This is a genomic window from Tenacibaculum litopenaei, assembly GCF_964514025.1.
GTDB classification, from domain to species: Bacteria; Bacteroidota; Bacteroidia; order Flavobacteriales; family Flavobacteriaceae; genus Polaribacter; species Polaribacter litopenaei.
This window is the reverse complement of sequence record NZ_CAZEQT010000006.1, coordinates 1,241,541-1,260,368: the sequence shown is the minus strand read 5'-3', so window position 1 is coordinate 1,260,368 and position 18,828 is coordinate 1,241,541. Positions and strand designations below refer to the sequence as shown.

The window sequence follows — 18,828 nt, the reverse complement described above, 5'->3', positions numbered from 1 at the left end:
AACGTAAAATTAATCTAAGTAATTGAGCTGATGTAGCAAAAAGAAAGCCAAAGCTTTTCAGCTTTGGCTTCAACTAATAAAACCAAGTATTAGTATCATCAGGTGTTAGCTAACCCATGAACTAATGTTGTAATGGAATGTGATTGAAACTCAACACGCGTTTCAATTTCCATGTAGTATTTTCAAGCAGCCACAGGTGGGTGAATTGCGCACGACTAGTGGCTGTATTATGCTTTTGTGTAGCGATGGAAAACTCGTGATGCCCTTGTTGAATTGCACCGTACAGAACTCCTTGCTTGTAGAGTGGGTATACTTGCAATGTGTTGGGAACCAGCGAACGCAGCGGTTTAGCTGCTGGACTACTGCAAATAGCCTTCTTTATCGACGCTAAAAATGTCGATTTATCAGAAAATCCCGATTGATCGTGATAGAATTCAAAATCCTCACTAATGATCTCCGACAACGTATCCAATTCACACCTATTAAAGCAACGCTCGAATAGTAAGCTGTCTTTTTGAGCTAAGGTTTTGTAGAGTGTTGACTGCTTTGAAACTTGGCTAAAGCCAAATAGTGAGCAAAGAAACAACCACAAGAGCATTAGGATTTTCATAAAGAAATTACCCTTAAAAAAGAAATCAAAAATAGCGTTCATAATCGGTGTTTATTGGGTTACCAAATACTAAAGTTCACGGTGGTGTTGTCCTTGTCGTAATGACGTACAAAACCGTGTTTACCGTTGGCAATAACAAGCTTTTGTTGCTTGGTACGACCGTGGAATCCGTCATTGCAATCCACATGTAAAGCGTACTTTATAATTTTTCCTTTGGCATCAAATTCTGAACCGTCAAAATCGATGTCGATGTTTCTGCGTTTTTTAAACCAGCGAACCAATTTCTGTAATTCGCTTTTGGTGGTTTCAGAAGTGATGATCAATTCGGCTTTTCCGTCATTAATAGTACTGTCGAACAAAAAGCTGATATCTTCTTTACTGTCCTGATCCCAGTCAGTATTTTCGGGAGCTGTTTCCGTTGAATCGATATCAGATTTTTTAGGTGTTTCACAATCGAGGCAGTCTAATCCTTCTGCCGTCATAATGAGTTCGTGGTTAACCAAATCTTCATCGTATAAATCATCCGTGTTTTTGATGTAGTACAAAAAGTTTTTTGCAGATTCTTCAAAATACACTTTGGTTCCTTCCGGAAGGTATAAGGTTAGTTTTACCTCCTCGTCTTTTAATAGGTTTTTGATTTCACTTAAAAAGAAGGCATCAAAAACTATTTGGTTGTTGGCAGTTTTAAATTTGTACTCTAATTGCTCCGCATTGGTATTTGCTGTACTGCGTTTACGACCTTCAGAGGTTTTTTTGACTTCCAGGTATGCCGTAGCAGTTTCGCTGCGCTTAACACTTATTTTTACGTGATTTGAATACTTTTTATTCACGTCGTCCACGGCGATAATATTAGCATTGTTACTGCTGCTTAAGTACGCTTTATACTGTAAGTTGTCATCGTTTACGACGCGTATTTTTAACGGTTCTTTCGGGTTAATTTGCAGCGTTTGCTTTTCTATTTTTGTTCCGTCATAGGCACGTGAGGTTCCGTACTCAATAGCTGTGAATCCGAGTCCTAATAAGGAAACCAACCAAAGTGCTAGCAAGATGATGACTGTAGTTCCATTTAACTTTTTTAGGTTTGGAGAAAGGATGCGTAGGCCCAATACCAAAAGTACTAAAAACGGTACACCAAAAAACAAAAACAAGAAGGTAGTCAACAGCCAACTCGGCAGTACAGAATCGTAAAATATGGGGAGTACCTCTGTAAGGTCATTGTCGATGTTTAGTATTTCGAAACTTCCTATAGAGAAAATTCCGAGGAGTAAACTCACCAAGGTAATTCCGGATACAAACACTAGGAGGGCACCCAAAAATTTACCGAATACTTTAAATACGGCGAGTAAAATTTTACCCATAGTATCTATGAAGTCTTGGAATCCTGTTTTGCTTTCGGACCGATATTTGTCATAATCAGCCTTACTGATTTTCTCAGAAATATGGCTGGCTCCATCCTTTATTTTGGTGGAAATGTTATTAAACTCATCTCTAATTTTTTTTTCTATATTATCGATGTTTACCGCTTCACCTTCCATTTGTAATTTCTCTGCGGTAGTTTGAGCCTCTGGTAGTAAAATCCAAAGGATGATATAGATTAGCGGTGAGAACCCACTAGCTAACAATAATAAAAATGCCAAACGAATCCATATGGTGTCAATGCCTAAATAATGACCTAAACCGGAACAAACTCCTCCTAAAAATTTGTCGTCTCCATCGCGAAATAATTTCTTACTCGACGATTTTGACTTGCGTTTATACGCAGTGTTTTCTGAATACCCATCTTCAGCTTCAGCATAATCTTCAGGTTGCCCCATGATGGTGATAATTTCATCGATATCTCCTTCATTCACTACTTGACGGGCATCGGTGATACGCTCTGAGAGTAACTCACTAATACGTGCCTCAATATCGGCGATAATTTCATCTTTTCCTTGTGGGTCGTCGCTTAATGACCTTCCTATGGCGTCGAGGTATCTCGATAATTTTTGGTAGGCGGCTTCATCAATATGGAAAAAGAATCCACCTAAGTTTATGTTGATCGTTTTATTCATTTTCAGTTGATTTTGTACTTGTTACTTGGTTTACTGCACTGACCAGGTTGTCCCAGGTCTTGTCTAATTCTTTTAAAAATAGCCCGCCATTTTCTGTTAAGACGTAGTATTTTCTTGGTGGTCCGGAGGTTGATTCTTCCCATCTATAGGATAATAACCCCGCGTTTTTCAACCGAGTTAGTAATGGATATATGGTTCCTTCAACCACAATCATCTCGGCTCCCTTGAGTGTGGTGAGAATCTCGGAAGTATAAGCATCTCGTTGTTTTAAAATCGAGAGTATGCAGTATTCGAGAACTCCTTTTCGCATTTGAGCTTTTGTGTTTTCTATCTTCATCTACTGTGGTTTACATGATTATTTAATAAATTTTATTGTGAACGGATATCGATAGGGTTCTCCGTTGTTGGCTTTCATTGCTGCTATGATAATCAAGGCGATTTTCATTACCGTGACGATACCTACGAAGGAGATGAGTCCAAACGAACCCAATAGGCCTCCTAAGCTCCAGTGATCTCCGAAATCAACATTTATTCCGTTAAAAACATCAAAAATGTTTCCGAAGAATATGGAGCAGAAGGAAGCACTTACTATAAATAAGTACAGGCCAAAACTAATATTAAAGTTTACCGCTTCTTTTCCGTGCTGATCCAAAAATGTGCTTTTTTCTTTGAGGGTTTGCCATAAAATAGCGGGTACTACAATACTTCCAAAAGGAAAGAAATAGCCCGCGAATGCTGATATATGTATCAGAAATGCATTGGTGTTTTCCTTGTTGTTTTGCATGATTTTTGGTTTATATAATACTTTACATTGCAAATATATATCTTTTAAAAGGTATTATGCAATACATAGTACTGAATTTTAACATTTTTTAACAAATAGGTTTCCTTGTGGCTATCTTGGTAAAAAGTTGTACATTGCTTGGAAACACAAAATTTTATGAAGTATACACTTAGGAAAATCAATGCTTTTCTATTGTTTAAGTTACCCGCTGCTTTTTTTACAGGGGTACGAGTTGCGAGTTTAGAAACTGATAAGGCTACCGTAAGCGTTCGTCATCGTTGGGTCAATCAAAACCCCTTCAAATCGATGTTTTGGGCAGTGCAGGGGATGGCGGCTGAGCTTGCAACTGGAGTATTGGTGATGCGTGAAATTGCCGAAAGTGAGCGAAAGGTGTCGATGCTAGTAACCAATATGGATGCTGAATTTACTAAAAAGGCTACCGGAAAAATTTTGTTTCACTGCGAAGATGGTGCGCTGATCAGGAAGGCCTTGACTAAGGCTATTGAAACTGGTGAAGGGCAGGTTGTAGTGGTGCGAGCCCGCGGAGTAAATAGCGAAGGAATTGTGGTCTCTAGTTTTAGCTTTGAATGGAGTTTGAAGGTAAAGGCGTAACAATTTTTACGAATGACTGTCTAATAAAGTAAAACTATAATTTATGAACGCACACGAAATAGATTATCGCATTTTTGGAGAAGAAATGCAATACGTAGAAATAGAATTGGATCCGCAAGAGGGAGTGGTAGCAGAGAGCGGAAGTTTTATGATGATGGATTCAGGAATCCAGATGAATACCATTTTTGGAGATGGGTCAAATCAGGAAAAAGGATTTTTAGGAAAATTGTTTTCTGCTGGGAAGCGTATTTTGACAGGAGAGAGCTTGTTTATGACTGTGTTTACCAATATCGAATACGGTAAAAAGCAGGTATCGTTTGCCTCACCGTACCCGGGAAAAATTATCCCCATTGATTTAACGGAGTTTGGCGGTAAGTTTATTTGTCAGAAAGACGCTTTTTTATGTGCAGCAAAAGGAGTGAGTATTGGGATTGAGTTTTCTAAAAAGCTCGGTAGAGGTCTGTTTGGAGGTGAAGGGTTTATCATGCAGAAAATGGAAGGTGATGGACTAGGATTTATTCACGCAGGAGGAACGATGGCTAAAAAAGTACTACAGCCCGGCGAAGTACTCAAGGTCGATACGGGATGTATCGTTGGGTTTACTCAGGATGTCGATTACGATATCGAGTTTGTCGGAGGTATTAAAAATACGATTTTTGGTGGTGAAGGTCTATTTTTTGCTACCCTACGAGGTCCTGGTACGGTATATATACAATCGTTACCTTTTAGTAGATTAGCAGGAAGAGTGTTGGCTATGGCACCTCAGAATGGAGGAGAGAGAGGAGAAGGTAGTGTGCTTGGTGGATTAGGAAATCTACTCGATGGAGATAATAGTTTTTAGCTTATAGCTTGCTAACAAGCTACAGCTACGAAATAAAAAAACCACCAGTATTGGTGGTTTTTTTTGTAATATACGGTTTGTGTTTGTTTATTGGATACCCAACTCTTCAAACATGTTCATTAGCTTTTCTCCATCAGATGGTCTTGGAGCATTAGGGCTAACGATATTTCCTTCTGGATCTACCATGATAAAACGCGGCAATCCTTTAATCGCAAATTTCTTAATAAAGTCAGAGGCGAATGATTTATCGGCAAATAACTGAACTCCTCCCATTTCTTTTTGGGCGATGGTTTCTTGCCATTTTTTATGATCTCTCATGTTATCAACACTGATGCTTACGAACTCGATGTTCTTATCGTGGTATTGTAATTCTAATCGCTTTAACAAAGGAGTTTCACGTTTACAATATCCACACCAGGTAGCCCATACATCAATGTATAAGTATTTACCGTGGCCTAACAAATCACTTAACGAAGTTTTACCACCGTTGTAATTTTCGTAGTTTTCAAAAGTAGGACAAGGATTCCCTTTTGCTGTTAATTTTAACGAGTTAAACAAGTCAGTGATACGTTGTTTATGTGCTTTGTTGTTAGAGTAGGCCATAAACTTCTTATAATAATCCGCTAAATTATCGGTATAAGTAATTCCGTCTTCTGCCTTTTGGAACAACAAGTCGTTTTTCGCGATAGAATCTGTGATTTCTGTTTGAATTGTTTCTAAGAAAACAGTAGGTAAGTCGCTATCATCGGTTGCTTTTGCATTGGCTCTTTTCGTAATCTCTTCTTTTAAGATCGTACGGTAGTGTTCTGAGTTCTTATAATCGTTTCCGTTGTCAAAATTGAGTTGCTCCATCACTTTAGGGAAGTTTTCTGATGGTGTATACTCGCTATCGCCACTTAAAGAAGGATAATACTCAGGGTAGTAGTATAAATCACGTAAATATTCGTACTCGATATTTTTTAATTCTTTTTTCAAAAACTCTTCTGGTAATCCACTGGTTGTTGCCAAGTTGGTTAACGCACTTTTATACGCTTCAAGTTTTTCTAAAAAAGCAGTCTCTTCTAATGATAACAATTCTCTTAAGTTAATAATCTGCTCAGAGAAAATTTTTGTTTTCGCTAAAAAGTATTTTGGGATAGCTGCATTGATTCCTTCAAACAATACTGCTTCAGGATTCTTATAATCCAACAATACTTTTAAATCATCCGTTTGGGTAAGGTATAGGTTGAATTTTCTTTTATTAATGGCAAGCGTGTAGTATCCTGGTTCTGTAATTCTCAAGGTATCTACAAAGTTCTTTTGCTTTCGGTCAAACTTTATTTTCTTTTCAAAGTTAAATCCTGTAAGCTTTACGTCTCTTTTCTTAAAATTGTCTATAGCTCCCGACAATACCATGTAATCCTTAACAGGCTCTTTCTTATCGTCGCATGAAAGCATAATACCTCCTATGAGGGCTAAAAGTACTAATTTTTTCATTCTTGTATATTTAGGTAAATGTAGTGTTTAAAAGCCCGAAAGTACTCTATTTAGTTTTTTTTTCAAAGAAATAAACCAATTATTTGAATTTATTTTCGTATTTAAGTGGTTAGAAATAAATTAATTATTTGTAAGTAATCGGGTGGTATGTTGTACATTAACTCATGCATCTATTCTTATTAGTAGAAACTAATGGAAATAAAAAAAACTGAGATTGATCTCAGTTTTAGCGTTTTCTTTCTTTTTCAATAACAATTATCCCCTCAAATAAGTTTCACATAGTAGTAGATTGTTCCTCATAGTTTAAACGTTAATTGTTAAAGCTATGTTAATACAATAATTATACCAAAAACACGTTGGTGTTACTGTTTTTTAACTTTTTTTTGATTTTTTTTGTCGTATTTGTAATTGTAGGAGAGAATTATTGTGTTTATCTCCTTTGTTTGTAGGGAGTTGTGTGCGCTGTAAATTAAAAAACCTCTGCACAATGTACAGAGGAGCCGTCGACTTATATTACAAGGGGAAATAATTAAGTAACTGCTCTAAAAGTACAAAAAAAAGAGGGGAATTAAAAATGAAACGATATTTAAGTGTTTGTTTATTAGTGTTTTGAAAAGAAAAAGGGAGCCGCTTCGGCTCCCTAGACTATTCACTTAAAAACCCTTCTTACAAATTTTAAAGCTTAATAGTGCTGCAAAAATCATTAAAAAGATTGGATTGACCAATACCGAATTTCACTAGTTGGAGCCTAGAGACTATTGCTGATACCCCCTCCTTAGTAACCATGAGGAGGGCGAAAGCGCTTTAGTTACTGATGTTTTTTGCTACTTGGTTGCAAAGGAAAATTGGGGGGATTAGTGTTGAATTAATGCCTCGAGTTAACAGCTTATAACAGAACCCAAAAAGGTTCTCCTAGGAGAACCTTTTTGGGTTTGATTTAATCAGTTACAATCAAATCTACTACTACTAAACTATACTACATTCTTTTAGACAACAAAAAAATGAAGAAGTCACAAAAAAAATAAAAAAAGCTCCCGAAGGAGCTGATAAACAAAGTATAGGGGTTAGAAAAAATGAAGGTTGGTTAGTTTTCAAATTGATATAGTCGGTAATTTTCTTAAAAATTCCTACCCTTAAATGAGTAGGAATTTTCCCCTTGAAATATTAAGCTGTCCGAAATATGCATTTCAAACACATTGCAATCTACCTTAATTGAAAGAGCTGTACAATAAGGGGAAACCCTAGAGTTGCACTCATGGTTTTTACCTATAGCGCTACCTGTTAACCATGATTCTAATCAGCTGTTATATGCAGTAAAGCAAGCAGAATTACTGATGAATGCTTATTAAACGAATTTGAACTTTTCAGGATTCCTCACCATTTTTTCATAAAAATAGCGATCAATAGTAAGAGGTTCTTTAAGGTTAGGAAATTGAATGACATATTGATTGCCATAACTTTTGATGAATTTGACGAGTGTGATACGTGTTACCATAATTTTTTGATTTTGTTTCTTTAAGATAGCTGGAATAGGTTGTTTTCGGAACTAAAAATAGTTGGTGTGAACCTTTAAATCGACAAAGTCAACGAATCTGTGGGTTTTTGAAAAAAGAATTGCTCCAAAATTGGAGCAATTGGGTAACAAAAAAATTAAGTGGGGTGAATTTGCATTCGTTTATATAACAAGAGTTTTCTTGTTTACCCTACTTTTAGGAACGCGAAAACTGCTCTTGTAAAAGAGCAGTTCCCTTGATATAGCCTTCCCGATTAAATCGTACAGCTGCCTAAGCACCTGTAACCTACTACGTTTGAAAATTAGCTGATGGGTGTGGTTAAGTTGTTAAACTAGTTTGAATAAATGTTTAGCTTTTAGGAAGGTAAGATTACGAAGTTGTAAAGTAAGGGAAATTTGTTGTTGAAAATAGCGAGTGAAAAGTAACAGTAATACTGCATAGCTGCAGAAGTTATTCCGAAACGCGCTGGTAAGCAGCTTTGAGATCCATTATTTTTTTTGTCGGATTCGTTGCTCTAATGTATAAGGTTCCATTCAAAATCATGGAATGAGCTTCGTATAATTCAATATTATTCGAGTCTAAGGTTCTAAGGTAGTCTTTCTCTTCGGTGAAAAACAAGGTGTCGTATTTGTCTTTTACTAAAATTAGATTCTTAAGGTTATCGATATTGTTGAGTAAAACTGTTTTCGTGATACTTTTTTTTCGCTGTGGTAAAAATACGTTGAGAAAGAAGAGTACTCGGCTTAATATCGATAAGTGGTCGGTACTTATAGGTAAACGGTATTAAAATTTCTTTTATTGGAACGGGGATGTTTTGGACTTACGAAGAGCAAATGTCAGCTAATAGGAAGAAAGTAGGAAGGGGGGCATAAAAAAAGCGAACCGAAGTTCGCTAGTAGTTACTCACAACACTCTCCCCAGAAGGCATATTGTACTGCGGTGTAGCATTGAAAAGTGATAAAACATCCCGAATTGTCACTTCCTCCAATTGATTGTAATTGTTCTTTTGATAATGGTTGTCCTAAATCTTTTAGTTTATTAGTCATAATGTGTGATTTTAAGTGAGCTAAAACTAGCGAAAGGATTTTAAGAAATTTAAAAGTAATTGGTATTTATAGTAAGGTAAAACCATACTTTTTTATGGAAAATAGCTCATGACAATCCATACTACGATTCCAAATAGTACGAAGAACAGTAGTTTTATTAGATATCCTGCTACAATGTTCTTTTTTTCATGTTTAGGCAGTAGGTATTGTTGAAAGTCGTGTTTTTTACCGTGGATTAACATAAAAAAGATGGCGCCGAGCCATTCGTGAAACCCTATATTTCCAGTGGAGTCATAGGTACGTATGCGTTTTGAAGTTTTTGTGGTTTTCATGGTCTTTTTTATATGGGACGTTAAAGAGGTGTTTTTGTTACAAAAAGTTGAAGAATACCAACGTTTTATAGACTTGCAGTTGCAAGCTGTGAATGTAAATTAGAAAGAGAGGGTAAGATGTTGTTTAGGTCCTACCTAATAAAAGTGTAGATCACCAGTGTATGTTGGAGTTAGACGAATTGTATTAGCGTAGTTGTGAAGTATAGTTGACTGTTATTGCAAAAAAAAGGCAATCCCAATTGGACTGCCTATAGGTTGGTTTAGTTACCTCTTTCAGGTACACAAACACAAAATTCGTTTAATTCGAATCCGCGTTGACAAATTCGAATAAATACACCACAAGGGTGCTCCCCTCCGTTGATAGTTTGTTGATCAGCTTTGTTCAAGGTAGTCCCTAAGTTTGAAATGTTCTCTATCATGATATAAATTTTAAGTCGCCTAAAGTTAGTGACTTATGCTTTTTTGAATTCGATAAAAACAATAAAAAAAGTAAGGAAAAACCTTAAAATTGAATCGCTTAATACGTGTTTTTTTGTAGAAAAACTTCTCGGGTGGCATCAAAAATGAGAATGAATCCGTCATCAAAAGAAATTTTTTCAATTTTTTCAGGTTGTGAGCCGTAGGTTAATCCATAGGTATTGGTTGCTTTTTTACGCCACTTACCATTTTTTATCTCTTTTTGAATACAGCCATTCGGGGTTTTTTCGTGCAGGGTAAAACGTATCCGACCGTCTTTTGTAAACACAAGTTCATCTTTTTTAAGGCAGTCATCATATTGTACTCCATTTTTAGATTCTCGATACCAGGTACCTAGCAGGGGTTCGTAGGGTTCATCAGGTCCGCAACAATTAACGGTGATACAACTGAAGTACAAGAAGCATAAGGAAAGTAGGCCTAGTGTAGTTTTGTTCATAGTATTTTTTAATTTTTCGATAGACAGTTGCAAAATAAATAAAATCACCGCAGCATGAAAATTTCTAAAGCGAACCTGTCAAAATATGATCTAAGTGAAATGTAATTTGCTGTGTTATTATTGAAATAGTAGGGGACCGAACCCAGCTGCTAATTTTGTTTTGAATAATCCTGGTTGCTACTCATCATTTTGTTGAGTACCCAAACATGAGGGAGCGTTATACTGGCGAGGGCAGCGAAGAGAATAACGAGCAGCAGGGTGCTGTCTTTTAAATAGAAAAATAGCAAGGTTAGTCCTACTAATGCAGCCAGCCAATACCCAAGGCTCGCTCTAAAAAAGCGAAAAAGGTTTGGCGTACTGGTAGATCCGTAGAGGTACGTAACCTGTTTAAGCAAGGAGGGAATACTGTGCCAGAAAACAAAGTATACAGTAAATGACCAAACCAAACTGGAAGTTTTAAAAAGGATTGAAAATACCAAGAGGAAAAATACCTGCTTCGCTCCTTCGTACATTGTCATTTTCTTTCGATACATAAAAAAGCAAAAGTATAGCAGTATCACCATACTTGAAATGAAAAGACCAAGGTAATAATACAAAGGGTTGATCGTCGTTTTGGTGATTTCATAAATAATGGTATTTGTTTCTTCTAGGTTACAAGAAAAGAGTAAAAAAAAGATGAGTAAGCCATAATTCAAAAAAAGACCGTGTTTAGAAAAAAAAATCAAGTTGGTTCTTTTGGGGGAGAAGTGCTCTTCTCCGAAGTGATAGGCACTGATTAGGATAAAAATAACCAATGCTGGGATAGGAAAAAAGAAAAAGAAAAGAAGAGCTGCGAGTACCAATAAAAGGTAGTTGCGGAGTTTAGAGTAAAAGGGTATGGGAGTGTTTGAGTTACGTTTATTAACCGCATCAATCAATGATAAATCATTTGCTCCATGGATGATTCCAAAGGTTAGAATTAAAAAATAAGCAATAAAATTTTCTAGAAGACTATCGATGAAAAATGAAAACCATAAGGTGAAAAGGGTAATAACGATGTTAAAACCTGGTTTTTCAAGTATGAGTGGTTTAGATTGTTTCATTTTTAATTTAAATAACTGATATAAAGGTAGTTATTTTCGTTTAATATTTTGTAAATTTACTTAAACAAAAAATATATTTATCATGGAATTTTTAACAACAACAACTAAAATCCCCCCAATTCCTACTGATGATTATGTAGGATTCACCTTTTTCGTAGGATGTATGGCTATGATGGCCGCTTCTGTATTTTTCTTTTTAATTATGAGCAGTTACGATAGAAAATGGAAAACGTCTATTTTGGTATCTGGATTAATTACTTTTATTGCGGCGGTTCACTACTGGTATATGAGAGATTATTGGTATAGCCATGGGAGTTCACCTACTTTTTTTAGATATGTAGATTGGATTTTAACGGTACCTTTAATGTGTGTAGAGTTTTATCTTATTCTCAAAGTGGCAGGAGCCAAGAAATCACTTATGTGGAAATTGATCATACTATCGGTAATCATGCTAATTACAGGATATTTCGGAGAGGCCGTGTTTAGAGAACAGGCGTGGCTATGGGGCTTAATTTCAGGAGTGGCTTATTTCGCAATCGTATACGAAATCTGGTTTGGAGAAGCCAAAAAACTCGCGTTGAGAGCAGGAGGCGCTGTTTTGTCAGCTCACAAAATGCTTTGCTGGTTTGTTTTGGTAGGTTGGGCTATTTATCCGCTAGGGTATATGGCCGGAACACCGGGGTGGTACGAAGGCATTTTTGGAGGCCTACCAATGGATGTCATTTATAATATAGGAGATGCCATTAATAAGATCGGCTTCGGATTGGTCGTTTTTAATTTGGCTGTTTCCGCTTCGGAATAAAGAAGGTATAGGTATAACATATCCTTCGTGTAAAGATCTCGCTTCGGCGAGATTTTTGTTTAGGTTTTGTTTGTTTGTGATAGACGTTTTTGTGGTGATAAAGATTTTGATAAGTAGTTGGGGAAAAGGGAGTCGTATTATGGACCGTCATTTCTCACTCAGGCCTAATCGTTATCTTTGATGTCAAAAATACATGGGGGGATGGGAAATAGAGCGAATTATATTGTCAAACAAAACTCAGAGTTTAATCTGTATTATACCCATTGGAGGTCGGTGAATATCTGTGAAGATCTCCTATTAGGAGCTCGAGCTTTTTTAAAGTACACTTCTACGTGTAAAGAAGTAGAGGAGCTTCTTAGTTGGACCTATCTTGAGGGCTGCGTTTTTGTAGATTTAGATACCAAACAGTTGCTTTTTTGGGAAGGAGAACATTTGCAGTGTACGACGGTACGCAGGAAGTATCTGCAAAAGTTACAAGGAAAATGGTGCGGTTGGGGTATTCAATACTGTGACCGTGAGATGGAAATGTTGGGTGCTTTGACGGGATTGATCTATGGGTTCGAACAGCTAATAGCTTATGAGTCAACTGATTAAGTGTCAATTACAGATGTGACGGGTGAAAATTCATATTTTGACACTTTAGTCATACTAAAATCAAAAGGAGAGGTATTCGTGAAATACGTCGATGGGGTTTCTGACGTAGGTATATTGTTACAAGGGCCTAGCGTACTGCCTCAATTAAACGTGTTTTTAGAGCGAAGGTTGCCTGTTGAAGGAGCTGCAGAATTTGTTAACTTACTAGTGATTGATTGCGATAGAAAAAAGATTTGGATAAATCAGTACCTTCCGGGTATAGAGCAGGTTGCTCAGATGCAATGGTCAGGATGGGGTATTGAGAGCGGTAATTTTGGATATTTGCGATTGTTGGAGGAATTGGGGATCTCTGTAGCCACGCTGCAAATGACTGAAAAAGAAGTACAAGAAGCGCTAAACAGTAGTGGTACTAGTTCGGAAGCCTATAATCCTCATGAATTATTGGAGTCTTTGTCGGGTATTGGAGAGGAGATTATGGTAAATTCTAATTTTTTTGACACCAATAGGCCTGAGCTTACTTGGTGGCAGCGCGTACTGCGTTTTTGGAGTTAATCAAATAGAAATATTCGGGTAGTCTGCTGATAAAGAAGTTATTTAAGATAGGGTACTCCTGTACATCATTGTTTTCTTTTTTACAAGATTCCTTATCTTTGAAGATAAAATTTGTAAGATGGAAGAAAAAATAATAATTCCTTTGAGTAAAACCAATATGATTTTATCGTTAGTAGGAGCCTGTGCATTTGTTGTGGCAGGAGTATGGTTGTTTTTAAACACCGCCCAATTTAGTGAATTCCCCTATGCTTTTTTTAGAGAGCCATTGGTAATAAGGGCTGTCGGATTGATCTCTATAGTGTTTTTTGGGGCCATTGCCGTGATGGTTATTCGCAAGTTGTCAGATGATAAAGCAGGACTGATTTTGGATGCCGCAGGGATTGTTGATAATTCGAATGCGACGAGTATTGGATTTATAGCTTGGGAAGATGTGACAGCGATTAGAAGACACCAGGTAATGTCAACGAAGTTTTTGCTGGTTGATGTGGTTGATTCAGAGAAGTATATCAAGAAAGCAAAAGATGGATTTATGACTAAAATGCTTAGATTGAATACGAAACAGTACGGAACGCCCATTTCAATTTCTTCAAATTCATTGCAGTGTAGTTTTGATGAATTAGAAGCGAAAGTACACAGTGCATTTGATAAAGGAACTAGCTAGCTGGGGTGGAAAAACTTGCTTAAAAGTTAAACAATAACACATTTTAATAGGGAAAGCCATGGACAATGTTGATGAAATTCTCGAATACCTTAAAGAGCACCGTTCAGAGAAGTATAAAAAATTTGTAACCAAACTAGGGATTCCTGAAGCGAATAGTTTAGGAGTCTCGATGAAGGTTCTTCGAGAGCTTGCGAAACAAGTAGAAGGCACACAAGACTTGGTGGAAGCACTGTGGAATACAGGGTGCCATGAAGCACAGTTACTGGCAGTTTTACTGGTAGACCCGTATAAGGTAGCACCAAAATGGGCTATTTCGCGAATTGATGATGTTCATTCCTGGGATCTTTGTGATCACCTGTGTAAAAATGTACTTTTTTGTTTACCTGAATTCGAAGATTTGATACTGACTTGGCAACGAGCCGAACAATTATATCGCAAAAGAGCGGCTTTTGTATTGATTGTATGTGCTGTGATTCACGATAAAAAACTTGAAGAAAACGTGTTAGATGCCTATCTCGAATTGATAAGAAAACACCAGTCTGATTCACGTATTCACGTAAAGAAGGCAGTTTCCTGGGCTTTGCGAACTATAGGGAAAAGCAGCATACGTTCTTTTCAAAAAGCGAAGTTGATAGCGACGAGTTTAATGGAAGATTCTAATGTACACAGACAGTGGGTAGGTAGGGATGCTTTCAACGAATTTAATAAGCTCATTCCGTATACGTCAAAAAATAGAATGGTTCCCAAAAATGGAAAAATAGGAAAGTTGATCGCTGAAGGAAAGTTGCAGTAATACTATACGGTAATTTACGAACGATTTAAGTTTTATAATTGATGAAAATAACGATAAGACAAGAAACAAGAGAAGACCACAAAGAGGTCTTTTCCTTGATTGAAAAAGCTTTTGAAAAAGAGCCATACAGCGATCACAGAGAACAGTTTTTGGTTGAACGCCTTCGTAAATCCAGCGCTTTTATTCCTCAATTGTCACTTGTGGCAGAAGCCAAGGGAGTAGTGGTAGGGTATATTTTGGTGACTGCGTTAAAAATAAAGGGAGAAAGGGAAGAGTTCGATTCTCTGGCACTTGCCCCTGTTGCAGTACTACCAGAATTACACGGGAAGGGAATTGGAGCACAACTCATTGAAGAAGCCCATCGGAAGGCTATAGAATTGGGGTATACATCCGTGATTTTACTCGGGCATGCAGCCTATTATCCGAGGTTTGGATACCGTCAGGCACATACTTTTGGTATTACCTTGCCTTTTGAAGTGCCCAAAGAGAATTGTATGGCTATTGAACTCGTTGCTGATGCACTTAAAGGTGTGCAAGGAGTAGTTGCCTACCCTCAAGAATTTTATGAATAAAAAATGAGGAAGTTTTCCCTATGGAAAGCCTTCCTCATTCATGTTACTCTCTGATTATAATCCAAAAATAAACGAAACGCTGACCTTGAAATTTGTAAGTTAGGTGAGTGTGGCTTTTGTATCGATAATTTGACTTTTTATTAAGACAAACGGAGCTTATTATTAAGGTATTGTAAGAGGAAGAAAATCGGATAATAGTTTTTGACAAGAAAAGGAATAAATGAAAAAATAACTCCTTGTAGTTTAGTTGTAACTAGTTGTGTTAAGAGCATCTTACTTGGCATATTGATATCTCTTTTTTCTAGTTGTACGCATCCGCTGGAAAAGAAACGTACTTTGTCTATGCGTTCCAATAAGCATAGGAGTGTTTTGCCATTAAAAAGTACTAGTATAAACGATAGCCTTATGCCGCATTTGCTAGCATACTATGCCAAAAAGAAATGGATTGTTAAAAGCAACAAGCATATTCAACCTACCTTGCCGTTTGATGTTCATGGGCTTGATTGTGGAGCACCTGATTGTTATACTACTGAATTGTTGTGTTCACTACCAGTGCTTGCCGCTAAAATCACACCCAAAAGTTTTCTTGTTCAGGTAGCAGAATATAGTTGTGTGGAACAAAAAATACTTGGACCTGTGCAATTTGACCTCTGTGAGCAAAGTCAAAATTTCTTAAATTTTTACGCAAAACATTTAGGGAGTAATTTGTATTTTACTAAAAATGGGGCAGTGTATTACTACGTGCATCATAAGAAAACTCCTATTAGGTATCGACAATTCGACAGCTTACTGCAAAGTCGATATTTTGAAGAGGCGACAGCGATTCCTTATAAAATAGCTTTGTTAAAAGAACGCTATTGAACCTGAGAATAGATGTGAATTAAGTAGTCGGTATTGGGTAAGTTACGTTCCCGTTACAAATCTTTTTGACTTGTAACGGGTATGAATTAACAAGACACGCGTATGCATCCGGCTGCTTCGAAGTCTCGAATAGTTGGAATACCTTCCGTTGTTAACGGACTTCCGCAGTCCATACAACGAATGCGACCTCTGAGGTAGATTTTGTAAATATATCCACCTCCTTTAATGTTTTGCTGTTCTTTTCGGTTTAGCGTCGTACCTAATTGTGTGATAGTTTGTATCATAGTGGCGATTTTTATTCCTATAGTATAGGGGTTAATGAAATTGAAATACTTATGAATGCTGTGGGTAATTTATTACTTGTCAGTATTCATTGTTTTTGAGGGTTGCATCATTAAAATGATAAAAGTTCCGTTACAACTTAGTGAGGCCTAAAATTTGTAACGGAGAAGTTTTAACAAGCCACTCGATTACAACCTGAAAATTCAAGGTCGTAAATGGTGATTGGTTCTTCTGAAACAATGGGGTCATAACAATAAAAGCAGCGTGTTTCACCTCGGTTTTTAACGGTGTAATAGTAGCCACCACCTTTAATGTGTTGCTGTTCTTTTTTGTTTAAAATAGTTCCTAATTGATTGATAGTTTGTAACATAGTTAAATTTTTTTTAAGTATTTACAAGGTAGCTATTCTTAAATACAATGGAGGTAGTTTATTGATACTCAAAGTAAGGGAACTCTCTATTTTTGAGTGAGTTCACCGCTTTGTGGTTTAAGAAAATGCCTAAGGTAAAGAAAGAACAGTTTCAAAAGTAGCACAGCCAAGAGGTTTGAAATGTAGCTAGTTACGAAAATAGAACTAACTGTACTATGGATGAAAGGATTAAATAAGTGATGAGTTCGTCGGAATCCAGTACAGTTAGTTTTTAGATATCCTTTAACAAGATGAAATTACAAATTAGGAATTGAGAATAGTACAGGAAAAACCCCTTATATTACAACTAGGCACTTTAAAAGGTAACGGAGGAGTTTGAATTTCAGGAGAGTTAGCAGGGTATTTGATAATTTGGTATTTTTGATACAAAAGTGATGTTGTGTTTGTGGCATGACCACAATTGCTATAAAAGTGATGAGTTGATTGAATTGATAGATGTTTAGAAAGTTTATTGAGAGCATGGAGGTAGTATAGGAGCAAACTTGGTATCGTGTAAACGAATCGCATTGATCTTTACCAAAGAAATGTGAAATGACATCCGTTTATGTTCTTAATTTTAGAGTTTTTATTTTCTGTCCTGAAAAAAAACTGGAATTAGACTATTGGCGAATGGAGCTTTCAGATTTTAGAAAGGCTAAAGTTAATAACGCTAACAAACGCACATCGTTAAATTAATATTGTCTATGAAGCATTCAATTGAATCTACCTTGTACATCTACGAATCTAGAAAATGGTTATGGTTTCTCATAGTCTTTGAGTTGGCAGTTATCGCTGTTTTTACCTGGGTGTTTATGAGTGGACGAGATCATTCTTTTGGGTGGATATTACTAGTAGTAGCACCTATATTGGGGTACTCGATATATAAGAAAATAAAAAAATTGCAAAAACCTCCTCAAAAAAAACTCGTCATCGCCATTGATGGCATCGGAATATATCCGAATACTTTTGTGTCATGGGATCGAGTTAGGTATGCTGGAACCAAGGTCAGGCACCAAGGAAGGTACGCAAAAATAGTAGTTGAGGTACAAACTGTTAATGGACAGCGTTATGTTTTGCCTACCATGGGCTTGACAAAAAACAGTTGGCAGCTTCAAAAGCTCATTGAAAACTATCAGGACTATTATAAAAAGCATGTACGACCGCTATACTATACAGTGGGGAAAACTATGGAACAGTGATGAAGGTGTTTTTTGAGTAGAATGATAAGAGAAGCTTGTTTTTATGAAGTTTGCCAAAGGTTCAAGGTTAAAAAAGATGTGAAATAAATTGAATATGATGAACAAAAGAAAGAAAAAGAATTTGAGAAAGGGGTTGTTGCGTTTGGTTTGTGCATTGACCTTGATGCTATTGTGCTCACAGTGCGGCAGCTTTAAGAAAACCCCTCATGCATTTGAGCGGGTATATACAAAGGATATCTATCGAATTAATGGAGTGTATCGGTTGGCTCCTATGCAGGTGAACCCCGGATCTTCGCAACTGGCGAATCACAAATTTTATCGTGAGTATGGACGAAATGTGCGCGATACACTGCAATTGGATACGACAAAACAGCATAGTTTTAGGGTTAAAGTTTTGAATAAAAAGTTTTTGCGAATTGCTATACTCGAAGATACGGTTGTATTACGCACACAGAAATTAGCCTATCGTCTCAAAAATAATGATGGGTTTGTTTATATAAAAAACGAGAATACCAAGGTATCAGGGATTCCCTATGTGTTTGGAGGGATTGATATTCGAAAAGTAAGAATAACCTTAGATGCTTCGGCTAACTTGGTGCTGCAAGAGTACTATCGCGACGCAGGTGGCCTGTTGTTAGTATTGGGTGGAGCCAAAACCAGCGAAGGAATCTTTGTGTACGAAAGAGTAGGGAACGAGAATAAAAAACGAGTGATTGCTGAGAACAAGGATTCATTAGACCTCCTTCAAAAATTGCCTTCGAGAAAATTTAAATAGGAGTACTGTTTTGTAAGATTTTGAATCCTTTATATATAGCAGCGAATAGGAGCCTGATCTTAGTTCA

Annotated in this window: 25 protein-coding genes; 11 read left to right on the top strand and 14 right to left on the bottom strand. The window is 36.8% G+C overall.

The annotated features are described in order from the left end of the window. Positions 1-121 precede the first annotated feature (121 nt). The 4 genes from ACKTS5_RS14410 to ACKTS5_RS14395 are packed head-to-tail and all read right to left on the bottom strand — an operon-like array spanning position 122 to position 3,445. The gene (locus tag ACKTS5_RS14410; protein ID WP_408044581.1) at positions 122-652 is read right to left on the bottom strand and encodes a nuclear transport factor 2 family protein; all 531 of its coding nucleotides are present in this window, start codon (positions 650-652) and stop codon (positions 122-124) included. A gap of 17 nt (positions 653-669) precedes the next feature. Next, on the bottom strand, positions 670-2,661 hold the full coding sequence (locus ACKTS5_RS14405) for a PspC domain-containing protein (RefSeq protein ID WP_408044580.1): 1,992 nt from the start codon (positions 2,659-2,661) through the stop codon (positions 670-672). After that, the gene (locus ACKTS5_RS14400) at positions 2,654-2,998 is read right to left on the bottom strand and encodes a PadR family transcriptional regulator (protein ID WP_408044579.1); all 345 of its coding nucleotides are present in this window, start codon (positions 2,996-2,998) and stop codon (positions 2,654-2,656) included. The genes ACKTS5_RS14405 and ACKTS5_RS14400 overlap by 8 nt, the downstream gene beginning before the upstream one ends. Before the next feature lie 18 nt (positions 2,999-3,016). Further along, positions 3,017-3,445 carry a DUF4870 domain-containing protein gene (locus ACKTS5_RS14395; protein WP_408044578.1) on the bottom strand — a complete coding sequence of 143 codons (429 nt, stop codon included), beginning with the start codon at positions 3,443-3,445 and terminating at the stop codon, positions 3,017-3,019. Between the two features lie 156 nt (positions 3,446-3,601). On the opposite strand from ACKTS5_RS14395, the gene ACKTS5_RS14390 reads away from it, so the two are divergent. Beyond that, positions 3,602-4,057, top strand: a complete 456-nt coding sequence (locus ACKTS5_RS14390; protein WP_408044577.1) for a DUF4442 domain-containing protein — start codon at positions 3,602-3,604, stop codon at positions 4,055-4,057. 43 nt (positions 4,058-4,100) lie between these two features. Then, positions 4,101-4,898, top strand: a complete 798-nt coding sequence (locus ACKTS5_RS14385) for a TIGR00266 family protein (RefSeq protein ID WP_408044576.1) — start codon at positions 4,101-4,103, stop codon at positions 4,896-4,898. A gap of 87 nt (positions 4,899-4,985) precedes the next feature. Here ACKTS5_RS14385 and ACKTS5_RS14380 read toward each other — a convergent pair whose 3' ends face one another. The 8 genes from ACKTS5_RS14380 to ACKTS5_RS14345 form a co-directional block, all read right to left on the bottom strand. Next, entirely contained in the window at positions 4,986-6,374 is a 1,389-nt protein-coding gene (locus ACKTS5_RS14380) for a TlpA family protein disulfide reductase (protein ID WP_408044575.1), read from the bottom strand. Positions 6,375-7,719: 1,345 nt separating this feature from the next. Beyond that, on the bottom strand, positions 7,720-7,869 hold the full coding sequence (locus ACKTS5_RS14375) for a hypothetical protein (protein ID WP_408044574.1): 150 nt from the start codon (positions 7,867-7,869) through the stop codon (positions 7,720-7,722). Positions 7,870-8,338: 469 nt separating this feature from the next. Next, positions 8,339-8,506, bottom strand: a complete 168-nt coding sequence (locus ACKTS5_RS14370) for a hypothetical protein (protein ID WP_408044573.1) — start codon at positions 8,504-8,506, stop codon at positions 8,339-8,341. A 281-nt stretch (positions 8,507-8,787) separates the two neighbouring features. Beyond that, the gene (locus tag ACKTS5_RS14365) at positions 8,788-8,934 is read right to left on the bottom strand and encodes a hypothetical protein (protein ID WP_408044572.1); all 147 of its coding nucleotides are present in this window, start codon (positions 8,932-8,934) and stop codon (positions 8,788-8,790) included. Positions 8,935-9,026: 92 nt separating this feature from the next. Further along, complete coding sequence (locus ACKTS5_RS14360; RefSeq protein WP_408044571.1) at positions 9,027-9,266, bottom strand: hypothetical protein; 240 nt, start codon at positions 9,264-9,266, stop codon at positions 9,027-9,029. A 260-nt stretch (positions 9,267-9,526) separates the two neighbouring features. After that, entirely contained in the window at positions 9,527-9,685 is a 159-nt protein-coding gene (locus ACKTS5_RS14355; protein ID WP_408044570.1) for a hypothetical protein, read from the bottom strand. A 98-nt stretch (positions 9,686-9,783) separates the two neighbouring features. Beyond that, entirely contained in the window at positions 9,784-10,179 is a 396-nt protein-coding gene (locus ACKTS5_RS14350; protein WP_408044569.1) for a lipocalin-like domain-containing protein, read from the bottom strand. 149 nt (positions 10,180-10,328) lie between these two features. Continuing rightward, complete coding sequence (locus ACKTS5_RS14345; RefSeq protein WP_408044568.1) at positions 10,329-11,261, bottom strand: Brp/Blh family beta-carotene 15,15'-dioxygenase; 933 nt, start codon at positions 11,259-11,261, stop codon at positions 10,329-10,331. Between the two features lie 82 nt (positions 11,262-11,343). On the opposite strand from ACKTS5_RS14345, the gene ACKTS5_RS14340 reads away from it, so the two are divergent. The 7 genes from ACKTS5_RS14340 (at position 11,344) to ACKTS5_RS14310 (ending at position 16,096) form a co-directional block, all read left to right on the top strand. Next, complete coding sequence (locus tag ACKTS5_RS14340; protein WP_408044567.1) at positions 11,344-12,063, top strand: bacteriorhodopsin-like; 720 nt, start codon at positions 11,344-11,346, stop codon at positions 12,061-12,063. Positions 12,064-12,243: 180 nt separating this feature from the next. After that, positions 12,244-12,657: a hypothetical protein gene (locus ACKTS5_RS14335; RefSeq protein ID WP_408044566.1), complete on the top strand. Its 414-nt coding sequence runs from the start codon at positions 12,244-12,246 to the stop codon at positions 12,655-12,657. Next, positions 12,658-13,209 carry a hypothetical protein gene (locus ACKTS5_RS14330; RefSeq protein ID WP_408044565.1) on the top strand — a complete coding sequence of 184 codons (552 nt, stop codon included), beginning with the start codon at positions 12,658-12,660 and terminating at the stop codon, positions 13,207-13,209. 118 nt (positions 13,210-13,327) lie between these two features. Continuing rightward, positions 13,328-13,870, top strand: coding sequence for an STM3941 family protein (locus ACKTS5_RS14325; RefSeq protein WP_408044564.1), 543 nt, complete (start codon positions 13,328-13,330; stop codon positions 13,868-13,870). A gap of 58 nt (positions 13,871-13,928) precedes the next feature. Beyond that, positions 13,929-14,663 (top strand): DNA alkylation repair protein, encoded by a 735-nt coding sequence (locus ACKTS5_RS14320; RefSeq protein ID WP_408044563.1) that lies wholly within the window; start codon positions 13,929-13,931, stop codon positions 14,661-14,663. A 41-nt stretch (positions 14,664-14,704) separates the two neighbouring features. Next, positions 14,705-15,235 (top strand): GNAT family N-acetyltransferase, encoded by a 531-nt coding sequence (locus tag ACKTS5_RS14315; RefSeq protein WP_408044562.1) that lies wholly within the window; start codon positions 14,705-14,707, stop codon positions 15,233-15,235. A 405-nt stretch (positions 15,236-15,640) separates the two neighbouring features. Next, positions 15,641-16,096: a hypothetical protein gene (locus tag ACKTS5_RS14310; protein ID WP_408044561.1), complete on the top strand. Its 456-nt coding sequence runs from the start codon at positions 15,641-15,643 to the stop codon at positions 16,094-16,096. A gap of 86 nt (positions 16,097-16,182) precedes the next feature. Here the strand turns inward: ACKTS5_RS14310 and ACKTS5_RS14305 are convergent, their stop codons facing one another. Beyond that, entirely contained in the window at positions 16,183-16,380 is a 198-nt protein-coding gene (locus tag ACKTS5_RS14305) for a hypothetical protein (RefSeq protein WP_408044560.1), read from the bottom strand. Positions 16,381-16,550: 170 nt separating this feature from the next. Next, positions 16,551-16,748: a hypothetical protein gene (locus tag ACKTS5_RS14300; RefSeq protein WP_408044559.1), complete on the bottom strand. Its 198-nt coding sequence runs from the start codon at positions 16,746-16,748 to the stop codon at positions 16,551-16,553. A 743-nt stretch (positions 16,749-17,491) separates the two neighbouring features. On the opposite strand from ACKTS5_RS14300, the gene ACKTS5_RS14295 reads away from it, so the two are divergent. Both ACKTS5_RS14295 and ACKTS5_RS14290 read left to right on the top strand, forming a co-directional pair. Further along, positions 17,492-17,986 carry a hypothetical protein gene (locus tag ACKTS5_RS14295; protein WP_408044558.1) on the top strand — a complete coding sequence of 165 codons (495 nt, stop codon included), beginning with the start codon at positions 17,492-17,494 and terminating at the stop codon, positions 17,984-17,986. Between the two features lie 94 nt (positions 17,987-18,080). Beyond that, a complete protein-coding gene (locus tag ACKTS5_RS14290) occupies positions 18,081-18,761 on the top strand; it encodes a hypothetical protein (protein ID WP_408044557.1) in 681 nt (226 codons plus the stop codon). Positions 18,762-18,828: the final 67 nt, after the last annotated feature.